The organism is Mesorhizobium sp. 131-2-1 (genome assembly GCF_016756535.1).
GTDB lineage: Bacteria > Pseudomonadota > Alphaproteobacteria > Rhizobiales > Rhizobiaceae > Mesorhizobium.
Map to the genome: position 1 here is coordinate 6,216,426 of NZ_AP023247.1, position 15,672 is coordinate 6,232,097.

Consider the following 15,672-nt stretch of genomic DNA (forward strand, 5'->3'; position numbering starts at 1 on the left):
TTGCGGCACTGATCGGCGCCCGTCTAGCATCAACCCTGTGGCGCGGCTTCATCTCGGCCGTGGTCGGGCTTGGGACAAATGCGATAGCGGTCATTCGCGCAGGTCGATGACGCCGAGTTCGTGCCACATCCACTCGGCGACCTTCTGACGGCCGCCGTTGATTTTGCGGCCGGACGTGGCGTTTGCTGCTCATGCCGACCAGTCAGCTGGTCAAGACTTTCGCGATGTCCATGGGTTGACAGACAATCTGCTCGCCGATTTCGGGCGGGTGTCTGAGGTAGGTTCCTCTGATCTTTGCCGGGACGTTCAGCTATCATATGCTCCACGGTGCCGATTTCAGTGAGCGGAGGCGCTGGAGATCACCAAGGGGTCTGCTGGATCAGCGTCTTTCCCGTTTCCGCACGCGGCCGAGTTGAACGGGGCCGTCATGGTACGACCCCGGATGAGGTCACGAGCTTGGGTACCGCCCTGCCCCCACCGCAAACATAGGCGTGCAGCGCGGTCAGGCAAGCATTCGCGTTCTTGAGATCCCGCTCATGCTGCGGGGCAATCGTGAGATCGGCAAGTGTATAGATTGGATTCCGCACATGCATCAGGTCTGTGATGGTCTGGGCTTGGTCGGCGGTCTGCACCTTTGGGCCTCTGATGTTATCTCTCAGGTTCCGCCTGATCACGTCCTCGCTGGTATTGAGCCAGATCGAGACGGCTTTCTCCCCGACATAATGCCGGATCTCCTCGATCATGAACGCTTCACCGCCGGTTGCGAGCACCGCCGACCCCAGTTCGAGTGACTGCCTGATCTCATTCACCTCAAGATCTCTGAAATAGGCCTCCCCATCCTCAGCGACGATCTTAGCTACGGACTTGCCGGTCTTCGCCTCGATTTTTCTATCGGAATCGACGAACCTCATTCCTAGTCGTTTGGCGAGTGCACGGCCCAAACTGGATTTCCCTGCGCCTTTCACGCCGACGAGCACGATCGATCGCGCGCCCAACGCGCCAAGAATCTCTGTTGCGATCGGGGAGCGCTCCGTTCGTCTCGGCGGGGCGACTTGCAACCGACGAAGTAGGCTGGCACCAACTGTGCTATCGGCGTGGGCTTCCCAGTGGGGGATCTCTATGGCCTCGTGAGGGATGATGACCTTGTTGCAGGCCTGTCGCGCGCGCTCCAAGAGTTGCTCGGCTATAGACTGATCCAGTGGATCTTGGCTCTCTCGCTGCAGCTCCTGCAGCTTCTGCAGCTCCTTGTAGGTGTCGTGATTGTAAATCTTGGTCGTGTAGCTGTCTGCAGTGTGGAACTCCACCTCGAAGCGGTAGCCCCCCGGCGTGGCGAGCACGGTCTTGATGCCGACGAAGGTCGGCGATCGCATCCTGAACCAGTTGGTCGTGCTGACCTCAGAATACCCGCTCTCGTCGAAGGCTATAATGGCTTTCTTGAAGGCACGGGTAAAATCTCTATCAGGGAGTTGGAAGCAGTGGCGTACAGCGTTGTTGATCAGCTGGGCGCCGGCTTCAAACGGGGCCTGTATCCCGGTGAGCTGGCCTGTCATCGAGCTTTCCGATCTCAAACGCTCAGCGAGATGGGGCATCTTCACGTTGATATCGGCTCTCCTGAGGGCTTCGGCAACCGAGATTACCATCGGGGTGATGTCCTTCTCTTCGGCTCGGGCGCGGCAAGCCTCCATTTGAGCTCGCTGTACGGCCAGCTCGGGAGTCAAGGTCATCGTCGTGGCTGAATCATCGGCAGAAGCCCCTCGAGCCGAGGGTTGAGGCAGAAAGCCTCGCTCGGCAGCAAGTTTGATCGAAGCTTGCATAACTGAAGCCGCCAGCGTCGGATTGTCCTGAAGATCCTGCAATGTGGCATCGACATCAAACCGACCCTGGTTGAGGGTAGCCGCAATGCTCTTGGTGTAGGGCACCGATTTCGAGCCTGGTGTTTGTTGCAGCAGGCGCCGAAGTTGCCTGCTCTTGAACATAAAGATGTGGGCCCCAGTGTCCGATTTATATGCGTCAGTTCCGACTTTGATACCGAGGCTCAGGAGATTCTTTGCACTCCGCACGAGGTCGTGTGGATTGTATCCATCCGGTCGCGGGGCAATGCGCGTAGGGTAACGGTCGACAAGAAGCTGGACGCGGTCGCGTGGCTGAGCCGTTGCCGAATAGATCTCCGCCAGCTCCGGGAACAGCTCGCAAAGCGGTTGGCTCATCGCGAGTGGTGCCTCGCTCAGGCTGACGACTGTTTCGGGCAGGAGTTGTTCGGGCAGAGCTTGCTCATCCAGCCTCGCGGCCCACGTCTCGAGCTCAGCGTGGAGCAACTCAGCAATCTCGCGCGCGACCGGATGGTCTGCCAGTTGGATGTCGTGCCGCGCCTTTTCAAGCGTCTCCTGGACGTTCTGAGCACTGACCTGTTCCTGCTCCAACACGCCTCGGATGTCTCGCTTGAGCTCTTGGTGAATGCCTTCGTACGTGCCGAAGATGGCACGCTCGGCAAACCACTGTCGGGCTTCATGGGATTGAGCGAGAAAGTCTCGCTGCAGACAAGTATAGATTTCCAGAACATTGCGCGTGGCGGCGAGGATCTGGCTGGCGCGCCCGAACTTGTAGCGACCATCCTCAATCGCCGGCGTGTGCGACTTTGGCGGCTTGAGCGAGCGCAATCCGCGAGCTTGCTCCTCTTGATCGAATTGCCTGACATGCTCGTAAAGCTGTGGCCGGTCGCCGACGATGACGAGGCTGTCTCCGTCGAAGTCGCCGTCAAGTTTCTTCTGTTCACCAGTTGGGACGGCAACCAACGAGCCCGGGGCAAACACCTCGGTCGCCTGCAGGATGCCGAGGCAGTCGACCGTCGTGTCCACCTTGACGCGGTCCTTGCTCGTGGTCCAGCTCGCATGGCATTTGACGTCCTCGGCAGACATGATTAGCGCACGGTCGGCGTAGGCGGCCGGCCACATCTTATCCGGTACAACGATCAGGATGCCTTTGGCAAAGAAAGTCGGATCGTCGGCGGCCAGTTCCCTCCCCGACTTCTGGGCGACATTGAAGCTGTATTGAATGGCCGTGCAGTTATCGAGAAATACAGCGGTCGGATCGCCGTCGACGGCCAACTTGACCCGCTCGGCGGCAAACGGGCGCAGGTTCGGCTTATCGTAGGGCGAGCGCCCGACCAGCACGCCGCTCGTCCCCGTCAATGTTTCGCTCTTCAGCGTCGGCACATGGAGACACTCATCGTTGGAGGGTACGGCAACCGCGCCGAGACCATCGATGTGTCCGGCCGTCACCGTTCTAAACAGCTCTTCGGTGGTCAACGTTGGCTCTTGTTGGCTCTCGAGCCAGGCCGTGGCCTTTTCACGGACCTCATCCGCCACTTGGTCGCAGCGCGGATAGTGTTGCAGCGCCGAGACTGGCAGGGATGATTTCCTTCCCTCACCAAAGGCAGACATCCGATCAGGACCCTGCTCGCCGGCGCGACATACAGCTGGCATAAGGTTGGCTAGCGAGGCCCTGATGAAACCGCAGCCGTCATGCGGTCGCAATGCAATGGGACCGTCCGGCCCCCTCAGCTTGAAGGGATGCTCCTGGTTGGCGGGACGGTCCGGCAGCAGCGACAGTTTGAAGGCGCCTTCCAGCGCGTAGTCGTGAACTCCCAGGCCCTTGATCGCCGGTGGCGCCGCAAAACCCCTGCGCTGGGTATAATAATAGGCCTCCTTGAAAGGGGCCCAAGTCCGAGACAGCTGCTCGAAGGCGGTGCCCGGTGCGGTATCGACATACGGAATCGCCAGCAGCTTTCCCCCGGAAAGCTTAGCTAGCTCGCCTGGAGCACGGGCCGCAATCTGAGACACGGTCAATCGCGGCGGCTTTAACTTGCTGCCTCCGAACAGGTCCATGCGGTATGGCACACCGTTGACGTTCACCGTACGCGCCAGCATGAAGGCGCTCGGCGTTCCTGGCATCTGGACCGCAACGACTGGCAAAGCCCCGGCAGTCAGGCGCTGAAATATCGAATACCGTCTCTCCGGCTCGGTGGCCACCGGCCGTCCCTGCATGTCAACTACCGGCAACTGCATCAGTCCTGCGTCACCCTGCGGCGGTCTTGGCTCGTGATCCATGGTTCGCAGGACCTGATACACGTCGAAGACCGATGCTGGATGTTGCCCCTGGATCGTCGCCGCATCCTGCTCTATGAAAAAGTCCAGCGCATCCACTGGATTCTCCGCCTCGATCTGCGCGATCAGGTTCCAGCTCATGCTGGAAAGGTCGCTTTCAATGAGGCCGCGCGTGCTGTCCAGGATCTCCTTCGTCTTGCGCTCCAGCGCTTGCTGCCTCACCCGCAAGTCGGACCTCTTGCCCTCGACATACGGTGACCTGAATAGTCTCTCCAGGACCGCACGGGTCTTAAGCGTCTGATAGATCGATAAAGCGGGGCGGCGGCTGGCAAGCGGTCCACGGGTCCGCTCGGCATCGCTTGCGTTCAGATGCGCCTCGATCTTCTGCTCGAGCACGGATTGGAGGTCGTTGAGCAGATTGAGGGCCTGCGTGCGGTGCGAGCGCAGCGGCCTCTGTGGGCTGCGAGCCAGCGGCAGCAGAGATGCACACAGATTAGCCATGGTTTCCAGATCGTTGTGGGTCGTAAAATCAGGGGCTTGACGCAATTCCGAGAGGCGGTTCAAGCCTGTCGGTGCGAGGAAACCGAGATCATCAGACAGCCGAGCCTTACCAAGTGCCTTGAAAACGGTTGTGATGTCTAGAACGTCAGCCTGCGCCAGGCGATCATCATCATAGTGCAGGTAATGAGCGAGCTTGTGCAAGCGATCCTTCGGCAGAGCCGCGTCCGTAATATCCCCAGTGTCTTCTGCCTTCATGATCATTCGCGACAAAGCATTGGCGAGAATACTTAGCTGAGCTGTCGTGAACACACCGAATCGTAGCTCTCGAGCACCCAATCTGCGCGCGATGTCCATCGTGGACTGCTGGCACGCCGACTCTTCCGGCCACTTGGTGAAGCCGTTCATCAAGGTCGCTACTCCCTGCGGAGCGAAATCGGAGAGCTGGCGCTGACGGGCTTCCCCGGCGATTGCGATCGCGGCTCTGCGACAGTCCTCCCCGACCGGCCACTTGCTGAAACCGTTCACCAGATTAGATAGGTGCTGGTGACTAAACTCACAGAGTCGGGCGCCGCGGCGAATGACCTCACCGGCGATGGCGATCGCGGCGTCGCGACAGTCCGCCCCGTCCGGCCACTTGCTGAAACCGTTCACCAGATTAGCTAGGTGCTGGTGAGTAAAGTCACGGAGTCGGGTGCCTCGGCGAAGGACCTCGCTGGCTATAGCGATTGTGGCTTGCTGAGTCGACGCCGCTTCCGGCCACTTGCCGAATCCGTTCACCAGGTTCGCCAGGTCCTGGTCATTGAAATCAGAGAGCCCGAACTCGCCGCGCCCGGCGCGGCGGGTGACCTCCCCGGCGATGGCGACTGTTGCCTGGCGAGACGCCGCCTCTTCCGGCCACTTGCTAAAACCGTTCACCAATGTCGCAAGTGCCTGCTGAGTAAGATGAGAGAACTGGTCATCGCGTTGAAAGACCTCGCTGGCGATCGCCAGTGTTGCATCGCGACAGTCCGCCTGTTGTGGCCACTTACTGAAACCGTTCACCAAGTTTGCCAAGTGCTGATGACTGAAAGCAGAGAGTTGGGCGCGGCGGCGGATGACCTCACTGGCGATCGCGACTGTGGCGTGATGATAGTCGGCATCGTCCGGGCATTTGCCGAACCCGTTCACTAGGTTAGCCAGCTCCTGCGGAGTAAAATGAGACAGCCCTTGCTCGCCGGCGCGGCGAGAGACTTCTGTGGCGATATTGGCTGTGGCTTGGCGGTAGACCGCCCCTTCCGGCCATTTCCTAAAACCGTTCACGAGGTTCGCTAAGTCCTGATGATTAAAATCAGAGAGCCCGAACCTGCCGCGGGCGGCGCGGCGACCTACCTCATCGGCAATCGCTCCGGTGACTTGGCGACACCGCTCCTCTATCGGCCACTTACTGAAACCGTTCACAAGGGTCGCCATGTGCTGGGGATTAAGATCAGCGACGCCGGCACGCCGGTCACGACCAAGGACCTCACCGGCCATCGCACTGGCGGCTTCGCGGGACGCCTGCTCTTCCGGCCATTTGCTGAAACCTTGCACCAGGTTCGCCAGTTCCTGGTGGGTGAATTCGGAGAGCCGGGCACGGCGGTCGCGGCGCAGGACCTCGCCCGCGATCGCAACTGTGGCTTGGCAACAGACCTCCTCTTGGGCACACTTTCCGAAACCGTTCACTAGGTTGGCCAAGTCCTGGTGATTAAAAGTTGAGAGCCCGAGGTTACGGCGGCGAAGGACTTCACCGGCAATCGTTCCGGTGGCTTGGCGGGACCACTCCTTTTCCGGCCACTTGCTGAAACCGTTCACCAGATTAGCCAGGTGCTGCTCCCTAAAATCAGAGAGCCCGAAACGGCGGTCCTCGCGACGACGGACCTCACTGGCGACGGCTTCCGTACCGTCACGAGTTTCCGACCGCTGCGGCCACTTGCTGAAACCGTTCACCAGCAACGACAGACTTTGACTTTGCAGTACGCCAAGTGTCCTGCCCTCATCGCGGCAAAATTCGGCGATTCTGATCGTTCCATTTCGGCATGTTCTCGACTGCGGATGCCGACCAAACGATGCCGAAAAGAGCGAAAAGGCTTTGGGGTCTACTTCGCACATTAACGCACTAGGAAGCTGCGACACCCGAGCTGCCATCGCCTTGCAAGCTTCCACACCTTCCTGACCTCCAGCCTCACGACTCACCGTATTGCATGCGGTGGCGTAGCCCCATGATTGCCCGCGGCGGATATTGTCCTCGAAGCATGTGACAAATTGAGCTTTGAACTGGGCGGCGGCCTTTTGCAGGAAGGCTGCATGGACCTCGTCGCCCGCCCCTTGCAGCCGTCTGTCATGCTCCACCACTGCACGCGAGAACCCCTCAATGTCACGGGCAAAACAAATGGCGTGTAGTGCGTTGTTAGATTGTTCTTCTGAGATTGCACTTTGCACGCTCTGCGCGGCGACATCGTCCAGGCGCCGCCTTTTTGGTCTGCGATCCAGGCCCGACACGGGCTGCCTGCGCGAGGAAGGACCACTTTGTTGTGAACTCCTGGACTGATCGGCATTGCGGACTTCTGCACCGGAACGCGACGAACTTTCTTGCCGATTTGTCGCTCCCAGATGCGGCAAGTCGCGAAAAACGGGCTGGCCGTCACACCTATTGACGGAGGGATCGCCGGACGTGCGGCGCCGGACATCGCTGGCCGAAGGTGGCCTTTCAGCTGAGGATGCCCCTAACTCTCGATCTTCAGAGCGCAAGCCCTGAACGACAGAACTGAAGGTCGAGCCTTTTTGACCACCGCCATGATCCGATTCAGCCCGGTGCGTGCCTGATCCGCTAGGCGCATTCAAACGCCGGTCAACTCCCGTCATAATCCGTCTCCAGGCGAGAATGCGCGCCGATTACAATGCGTGGCGCACACGGCGCCCTCCACAACCCGCAAAGCGCGGATCTGCCCAACCTGCGCGCTCTGGGATCGAACATATCCCCTTCACCTGACGTGACTCTGACCTGGGTCTATCTGGAGTCGCATTGCGTTCACCTATTCCGCCAGACGTCCGGGAGCTGCCCCTATCTCGGGCCAGCTGCGGCGGTGAGCGAGATCGCTGTGGACAAGCCTCGGCGAAGCCATGCTGATGATGCGTGACGATGAATATGCTCTGACGAGGCAAAGACGAAGGTTGGCAGAGCCGTGCCGCTTGGCTTTGAAGAGTGAGGCGACAGATGCTAAGGCTTTTGCTGCGATTGCCCGCCAGTGGCGCGTGAACTTGCCGCTGGCGGTACCGCCGGGACTTCTCGTGATGGCGAAGCTATTCTCCCTCGGAAGGGCGCCGGTGTAGAATATTCTTCCGCAGCAACGGCGTCGCGCTACCGGCCCAGGCCCTCAGCCGACACGCCGTATACGTTGATGCAGACCAGCCGCCATCAGAAATAAACCTCTTGCCGACGGGCGGGCATACGTCTTGAACGTGACGCCGCGCTTGTCGAGGAACATCCACACCGTTGAAGGAACAACCCGCACGCCGTGCCCGGACGCCAGTCTCTCGGCGATCTCGGCAAGCGTGATGTCCGGCGTCTCCTCAATCAGGCCAAGAATGAAGCGTTCGTGCGGGTCGAGCTTCGAGCCAGATGGCTGGCCCTGCTTGCGTGCGACCGCCTCGCCGCGACAAGCGCTGATCGCGAGAGCTGCTCTGGTCGCCGTCAACCGCGGCCAGGAAAATTTCTGAGTCGGCCTTGCAAATCCCGGCGATCGGGGACGAGGTCGTTGAGATCTGCTATGTGTTGCCCGTCCGTCTTCACCAATCGTTCAATAAGGGCCCGGGTGCCGTCCACGGCGAAAACGCCACAATCAAATTTGTTCTCCTGCTGACGTATGCTCGCTTGTTGCAGGTTGGCGCCCAACCGCGTTGCGAGCATCGCAGCTTGGCGGTCGTTGCCTCCCTCGTAGGAGTCGTAGTGATAGGCAACCGGGCTTTGCCGGTTGCGGCGATCAACGAGCAGCAGCGACCAATGGGTGCCGCGGGCCATACGATCGGCACGGCTAGCATCACTCACTGGCAGAAACAGGAAGTGGCGGTGTCATTACGATTGGGATCTTGGACGATGCGCCGAAATGCGCGCTGCGCCTCGCTCACTTCGCCCAGGCGCAGATGATAATGGGCTATGAGGGGATCGACAAGCCGCGTCCGAGCAGCGAGATTTGGATCGCGCGCCTGCAACTGCTCTCCCAGGAGCTCGTAATCCCTTTGGATGTGCTGATCGCCCAGGAATTCCCTGGCGCCGAGCGTCCGCCCGCTCGGGTCGGAGGACGAGACTTTCAACGCCCCGATCTGATCAGCGGAGAATGTGCTCGGAAGCGCGGGCGCATAATGAGCATGCAGCTTCGGGGTGGATGGCACCGGATAGCCAACACTCGCGGTGCTCCAGCCGGCAGGTACCTGTGCTCCGGCCTCCAGACGCGGCGGCTGACGTGACGGACCAGCTTCATTTATCTGCCCGGAGCGAGCATGATGGATGAGGCGAACGTCCCTGCGCCCTCCCGACCCAACGTGGCGGAGTAGTGCTCTCTGTTGATCGCGAACTGGGCTGGGCCGAACTGGTTCGGCAGCAGATTGATCTTACCCAGTTCCTCGATCAGGATCTTCGAGGCCGGTTGGGAGCCGTGGCGCCAGCCCTTGCCGACGATAGGTCCGATGTCCTGTAGGTCGGGGGGGCCTGCTGGCCCAACGAACGAAGGCGGTCTAGCAACGCCAGGCGCCAGCACAGATTGCGCATCGCTGCTCAACTTAGCCACTGTGAGCGCATTCGGATCAAGCACTGGGTCAAGGCGGTCGTACATGTTTGACGCCGCAGCGTCGGCTGACGATGATGACTCGGGTTGTTGTGTCTGCTCCCTAAGCCTGTCCCCATCCCAAGCTCCCGAGCTCAGCGTAGCTGGGGTTGCGGGAAGCTGCTGCGACGAGCTGGGCTGTGCGCCGCGCTGCGGCGCGGACAACGACGGGGTGGGAGCTTGCATCTGCTCGACGTTTTCGGCGGCAAATTTGAACCCTCTGCGGTCGGGAATTCGCTCAGCGGAGATCGGGTAGCGTGGCCGCTTTGGATCGATGCCGGTGATCCGGAATCGCTCGCTTCCGGTGCGGAACTCGCGTCCGAAGTCCGAAGGGGCCAATCCGAAGTGCTCTGCCAAGAACTCGAACCTGTCTTTTTCGAGATTGAATGCGGTGCCGTCGGAAGCGGGAATGCTGACGCGGAACACGGGCTCGAAGAAGAAGCCGGTATCCGTGCCGCGCCATCCGGCGCCCTCGATGACCAGGCCGTGGTCCTCAGCGATCTTCTGGCAGACTTCGAGCATGCGGGTCTGGATCTCTTCGCATGTCGCTGGCGTCAGACGGGTTATGAGCCTGCCCTTCGTCATTTGCCCTTCCTCACCTGATAGACAGTACCGCGTGAGACGCCGAGATCGCGGGCGATTTGTGTTGGGCCCTGACCCTGTCTAAGCCTTTGCTGGATCGTGTCGCGGTCGATTTTCGGCGGCCGGCCCTTGTATGTGCCGCGCTTCTTGGCGGCAGCGATTCCCTCCGCCTGGCGCTCGCGCCGCAGATTGGTCTCGAACTCGGCAAAGACACCAAGCATGTCAAAGAAGGCCTTACCGGCGGCGGTCGACGTATCGACAGGTTGTTCTGTCGCGGAGAGATGCGCGCCCTTCGTCTTGAGCTTGTCCACGATCATCTGCAGGTCGCGCAGCGATCTGGCCAGGCGGTCAATCCGGGTGACGACAAGCGTCTCGCCAGCATGAATGAAGTCGAGAATGGTGTTGAGTTGCGGACGGCCTTCCAGGGTAGAGCCGCTCTTCTGCTCCTCGCGAATGACCTCGCAGCCGGCGGCCTTGAGCGCGACGATCTGCGCGGCGAGGTTCTGGTCAGTGGTGGAGGTGCGGGCGTATCCGATGCGGGTCATGCAACTGTTCATTTTGGGTGTGCCGGCGCGATGCTCTGTTCATTAACGAAGATTGAGCCCAAAATATACAGGCTTTGCGGTTGCGACGTGTTCATGGGGGGTGTTCAGGCCGGGTATACCCAAATTAGAACACGCCCATCGGTTCCGGTGGTCAGTTACGCCGTCGTCGTGGTTTCAGCTTTCTGTAACCTCCGCCAGCCACGCGACTGCACCGGGCGTGGCCTGCCAGGCCTGGCCGTTTTCGTCGACGTAGTCAGCTGCCTCATCCTCCCCCCCAAAGTGATATAGCCGTCGATGGAAGCAACCAAAGGCTGCTTGCCGGAAAGGACGCCAGGCACATGGCTGTGCGCGAGCCAGGCCTCCTCGGCAAGCTTGCCGGCGCCCGGATCGTTTTCACGAAAGGCAAGAAGTGCCCGCGTGTAGAGCCATGCAGCAGCGCCATCGTCTTCGTGCTGTTTGAGAAGCTTCCTCAGGGCCTTGATATCGTCGCGCGCCAGCAAATGCCCGGCCAGCACGTAGCGGATGCCCTGATTGTCATTCGGATTGAGCTTGAGCATTGACTGATAATGGTCGATGGCCTCCTGGTGCTGACCAAGCCGCCAGAGTACCGCGGCAAGACCTGCCCGCGCCCGCATGTAGGGGCGCGTCTCGAGAAAACCCCAGAAGCGACCGGCATATCCCTCAAACCCGTCAGGGCCCAGCGCCTCTTCACCCGCCGCGACGCCCTTCTGGTAATAGTCCAGCACTTCCTCGACAGACCCCGCCTCTTCTTCGGCCAACAGCACATAGGCGTCGGCGCACAACGGCGAGACTTTAAGCGCTTTCCGGGCCAGCGTAATACGCTTGATGCGACTGGTTGCTTCCCAAGCCTCATACATGATGTCTTGCGCAGCGTCCGTCGGGTCGCTCCCACGCCCTCCGCCGAAAAGACCTGCCATGAACCCCTCCATGCCGCGCCGGTCCGGCATCGGAGGCAGAGCATTGTCATTTTCCGGCTTCTTGGATTTCGCCACTGCCTTCTTTCGGGCCTTCTTCGATACAGGCATTTCTACCATTCCCTTCGATGCTTCACGCCGCTTGTTTCTGCTCAAAATCGATCCTGCTGTTCAGGTCGAGGTTGAAGCGGCCATAAGGATTGACGTGACCGTATCAGCGGCTGTCGTGTTGCCTCACGTAATTTTGTTACCGGCTGCCTCACCAAGGATGTTACCCGCTCGCCAGACGTGCGGAATCTGAAGCGACATACGGCGCTAGGCGGCTGACCTCGCCGATGAGCCGCTGCACGGCTTGTTGTCGCCACGCCCTTACTCGCTTCTGCAACGTGTGAAGCTGGTGCAAGCTGTATCGTCCAGGATAACGGACCTGGAACTCGACGAGAAGTTCAAGTGCGGTCTGATCCGGACGCTCTTCAAGGCATCGTGCCATCTCTTCCCAATGGTCCTTGAAGATGTCGGGACGTCGGCCGCGCGGTTTGTCGTTGAGCCGACGTTAAGTCTTTGGCCCAACGACAACACCGCGGGCGCGGGCGAAGCGGCGCAGGATCGCTTCGGGATCGGCTAACCCGCTGTGCATTCTGCTCGATCTCCTCCCAGTTGATGACGCTGGAAAGAATGGGAAGCAGATTGGGCAAGCGCGCAGGCCTGGATGCGGCAGCGCCAGCGTCTGCCGGGCGATCGCCTTAAGGCGTGGCGCCAGTTCAAACCCGAGCAGATGGCAGAAGGCAAAGCCGATCGAGCTCTGGCCGTGGCTGTCGACATACTGCCGCTGGATCTCCATGTCGGTGCAATGCCGAAGCACGCCCTTGATCATCGAAGCAACTTCCGAGGACGAGCACCGCTTGAGTTGCGAGAAGACGCAGGTTGAACCCTTTTCGACGTGCCAGTAGATCATCACGCCGCGACCGCCATAGCGGACATGCCATTCGGTCATAAGGTTGCCGTCCCAGGCGCCGAATTTCTTGGAATCCGAGGCACAAGCCGTGCCGGCTTCGCCCCAGATGGCGGTGTTGCGGATTGCCAGCGTCGCATTGGCAACACGTCCGCAGGCCGCCTCCAGCGCATCCCGATGGATGAAGCGCCGGCCAACATGAAGCAGTTCCTCGTAGCTGACATCCGGGCATCCGGCCGCCACGCGCTTCAGGCCGGCATTCGTGCCCAGCCCGTAAAGACACAGGATCAGACGCCGGTCGAGCGCACCGCGCGAAAGCGCCACACGGGAAGCCGACGTTTCAAAGGCGTCCAGAAAGCCGGTGTCGAGCGCCGTCTCCTTCAACACATCCAGCAGTTCCGTCATCGGCCAACGCCGGCCGATCTCGGCCTTGACCGATCGTAGGCCTTGCGGTTCCGGCAGCGGCTGGAACGGCGTGATCGAGATGCGGTTCTCGCCGCGCCAGAGAATGCGTGCCTTGTCGTTGCGGGGGAGTTCGGCATTCAGCAGCCGCAATTCCCGCTCAAGCTCGGCCTGGATTTTGCGCGTGAAAGCTCGCGCATCCGACGTCAGGTTGAGCGCGTTGTAGTAGGCCGCCCGTCGGCTCTCGAAATCCTTGGGCAGATCGTCGTCCGGATTGCGATAGTGGTCCGCCCCGACCACCCAGATTTCCTTGGCCCGGATGCGGTCGCGCAACTGACTGAGCACGCACAGTTCATAGCTGATCCGGTTGATGCGTCCGTCCTTGCCGATGATCGCGCCGCGGCATTTCGGCGGAATGACGCCTTCGATCGGCACCCCGTTCCGCGGCACCACGCGGCAACCGGTTTCGAAGGCCCGCCTGATCCAGTCCAACGCCCCAAGCACGGGCCGATGCACGGCATTGTTCGAACGAAACTCCAGAACCGAAAGAAGCTTCGGCAGGATTCTTCGATAGTGACCGGCATAGGATCCACGCATAACCTGGTAGATGCGCCGTTCGAGCGTGCCCTTCGCCCGATGCTCCTTGACGATCGCCGCAAGCTTCTCCTTGCCCGCTACCGGAAAGATCACATCGCAGACCCGGCCACCCGGCGCCTCGATCGCGGCACCCGCGATATCGACCAGCAGCCGCTCCTTGCCGTAAACCTTCTCGATGTCACGCGCGATGCCGCCCACCACCTTGCGCTTCGAACGCACCCCGATCTTGTGGATGGTCTCCACCAGCAGGTCGATCATGCCGTCGATGATCTGTGCTTCCCGCATCATCAGGAAAACGGTATGGAGGCCCCAGTTGCCGCCTCGGGGCGTGGCGGCGCATCTCCGACGCTTTTTCGGCGCCGACCCGCCGAACGATCTGATCGATCCAGGTCTTGCCGGCAGCGGATAGAAGATCCCGCGGTAAATCCAGCTTCTTGATGAAGGCAAGCCGATCAGCCAGGGCAAGCATGTTGTCCAGCGTGGCTGCACCCGCATCTCCTTTGATCGTATGGAACCCGGTCGGGCTATCTGGATCGGCCAGCGATGTTTGCATCAGCGCGACCGTTTCCGGGCGAAGCCGATCCGCAACACCGCCAAGAAAGGATTCCAGAAAGCGTTGCCGCTCGGAGCGCACTATCCGCTCCATCTCCTTTCGCGACGGACCGAAAATCTTGCGATCCCGGCACAACAGAAAAACAGCCTCCATCATCGCTGCGACCGATGCTCCCCCAGGGCAAAGCTCCGTCGCTATCCGGCTCGCAAGTGCGGCTCGATCCGCCCGCTTCATCCGGCGGAAACCAAGATGGCGCTAAATCTCGGCGCAATGGCGCCGCCCTGAACGCCCCGAAAAATCATACCGGCAGAGATCTGCCTTGCTGACGCCAAGCTGCTCGGCCAGATACGAAACCGCGTCATCGGGGGCCTCAGCCGCCGCGGTGGTGAAATATCCGTTCGCGGCGAAGAACTTCAGTTGAACCGCCAGTCCAAGCCTCGACCCGGCCGCCTTGACCTTCAAAAAGTCGATGTCGGCAAAAGAGAGGCTCCACGCCCCGGTCAACACCTCGAGCGAAACGAGCAAACCCATACATCCACTCCCTCTTCCAAGAGTGAATTCTCAAGCGCCGACGCCATACCGGTCAATCTGTTCCGGCAACGTTCCACAACTTGGCCAAAATCGCAGCTTGGGGCCGATTAGGCCATGATCGGAGTGTCGATAGCGCAGCCAGGTGGCTGCGGAATCATCCCTCCGTCGAGGTCGTCAGCCGAGACCGCTGCCGCCTGTATGCGCAGGCCGTCCGTGAAGGCGCACCGCAGGCTCACCAGGTGGCCGACCGGTTTCATCTGGTCCAGAATCTTCGTACGGCAATCGAGGAACAGATGAGCCTTAGTGGACGTGCTTCAGGAAGACCCATCCTGTCCGAGGACGCTATTGTCGACGCTGCGACACATCGCCGGCGTGCCCGTCTCGCGCATAGTCCTTACGCCAGGAGGGTCTATCCTACCAGATAGGCGGCGAGCAGCATTGAACCCCACATCACCATGGTGCTTTGAAACGTTCCTTGCCCAATGCTGGAAGTAAGGGAACCGCTGCGGACGGCATCTTTTTCATGATGTCAAGCAGCGCGGCTACACCGGCAGCTTCTCCAATCTTTAGCGACTGCTGGGAGCTTGGCGGCGGGCCGAAAGAGTGCGCGCCGATGATGTTCCTTCGATGGCGATCAGCTCGGGACCCGTTCGAGATCCGGATACCGGCCACGCGATTTCGCCAGTTGTTGCCGCGGCGCTGTACATAAAGCCAAGAGGCCTGCTGACGCCTCGACAAGCAAGGAAAGTCGATGCCCTGAAGCAGGGATCTGACGCATTCGCCGAGATGCGACGCCTTGGCAATGCGCTTCAACGGTATCCTTCGGAGCAGGAGGTCGGAAACACTGGCCCCCTAGATCGACGATGCAATCGCCTCCGACATCATTCCGACAACAACGCCATCGAGCTGCCCTGGAGCAACGGACAGGCCGAAGGTCAGATCAACCGCCTCAAGACCCTCAAGCGCGCAATGTACGGCACCCGCGCGACTGGATGAACCTGCCCGGTTCCCGAGTACATCCGCCACCGTGACGACCGGAAGAAAATTCGAGCTGATCGTAGGCCGCTCGCTGCCTGAAGACGGCGCTCCGCGCTACATCGGTTTCGTCCACGGTGCGGATTCCGACGATGGCG

10 protein-coding genes and 2 pseudogenes are annotated in these 15,672 nt (G+C 60.5%); 2 read left to right on the forward strand and 10 right to left on the reverse strand.

All coding sequences use genetic code 11. From position 1 onward, the window contains the following. Nucleotides 1-425: 425 nt before the first annotated feature. From xopAD to JG743_RS30020, 10 genes are all read right to left on the reverse strand, one after another. Nucleotides 426-7,484, reverse strand: a complete 7,059-nt coding sequence (gene xopAD, locus JG743_RS29980; RefSeq protein ID WP_244672977.1) for a XopAD/skwp family type III secretion system effector — start codon at nucleotides 7,482-7,484, stop codon at nucleotides 426-428. A 512-nt stretch (nucleotides 7,485-7,996) separates the two neighbouring features. Further along, entirely contained in the window at nucleotides 7,997-8,317 is a 321-nt protein-coding gene (locus JG743_RS29985; protein ID WP_096453910.1) for a helix-turn-helix domain-containing protein, read from the reverse strand. Further along, entirely contained in the window at nucleotides 8,314-8,640 is a 327-nt protein-coding gene (locus JG743_RS34340; RefSeq protein WP_244672978.1) for a Ulp1 family isopeptidase, read from the reverse strand. Before JG743_RS34340 ends, JG743_RS29985 begins: the two co-directional genes overlap by 4 nt. Before the next feature lie 23 nt (nucleotides 8,641-8,663). Continuing rightward, nucleotides 8,664-9,011 (reverse strand): hypothetical protein, encoded by a 348-nt coding sequence (locus JG743_RS34345; protein WP_010913959.1) that lies wholly within the window; start codon nucleotides 9,009-9,011, stop codon nucleotides 8,664-8,666. A gap of 89 nt (nucleotides 9,012-9,100) precedes the next feature. Continuing rightward, the gene (locus tag JG743_RS34350; protein ID WP_244672979.1) at nucleotides 9,101-10,027 is read right to left on the reverse strand and encodes a hypothetical protein; all 927 of its coding nucleotides are present in this window, start codon (nucleotides 10,025-10,027) and stop codon (nucleotides 9,101-9,103) included. After that, nucleotides 10,024-10,569, reverse strand: a complete 546-nt coding sequence (locus JG743_RS30000) for a recombinase family protein (RefSeq protein ID WP_202295932.1) — start codon at nucleotides 10,567-10,569, stop codon at nucleotides 10,024-10,026. Before JG743_RS30000 ends, JG743_RS34350 begins: the two co-directional genes overlap by 4 nt. 155 nt (nucleotides 10,570-10,724) lie before the next feature. Continuing rightward, the gene (locus tag JG743_RS30005) at nucleotides 10,725-11,660 is read right to left on the reverse strand and encodes a tetratricopeptide repeat protein (protein ID WP_202295935.1); all 936 of its coding nucleotides are present in this window, start codon (nucleotides 11,658-11,660) and stop codon (nucleotides 10,725-10,727) included. A 397-nt stretch (nucleotides 11,661-12,057) separates the two neighbouring features. Next, nucleotides 12,058-13,743: a Tn3 family transposase gene (locus JG743_RS30010; protein WP_202295938.1), complete on the reverse strand. Its 1,686-nt coding sequence runs from the start codon at nucleotides 13,741-13,743 to the stop codon at nucleotides 12,058-12,060. Beyond that, nucleotides 13,634-14,164, reverse strand: coding sequence for a hypothetical protein (locus JG743_RS30015; protein WP_197535288.1), 531 nt, complete (start codon nucleotides 14,162-14,164; stop codon nucleotides 13,634-13,636). Before JG743_RS30015 ends, JG743_RS30010 begins: the two co-directional genes overlap by 110 nt. Nucleotides 14,165-14,263: 99 nt before the next feature. Continuing rightward, entirely contained in the window at nucleotides 14,264-14,539 is a 276-nt protein-coding gene (locus JG743_RS30020; protein ID WP_202295941.1) for a DUF4158 domain-containing protein, read from the reverse strand. A 116-nt stretch (nucleotides 14,540-14,655) separates the two neighbouring features. Between JG743_RS30020 and JG743_RS30025 the strand changes: the two are divergent. Both JG743_RS30025 and JG743_RS30030 read left to right on the forward strand, forming a co-directional pair. Then, nucleotides 14,656-15,535 (forward strand): annotated as a pseudogene (locus JG743_RS30025) (transposase); the annotation flags it as partial. Further along, nucleotides 15,520-15,659: pseudogene (locus JG743_RS30030) on the forward strand (ISKra4 family transposase); the annotation flags it as partial. The pseudogenes JG743_RS30025 and JG743_RS30030, both read left to right, overlap by 16 nt. Nucleotides 15,660-15,672 lie beyond the last annotated feature (13 nt).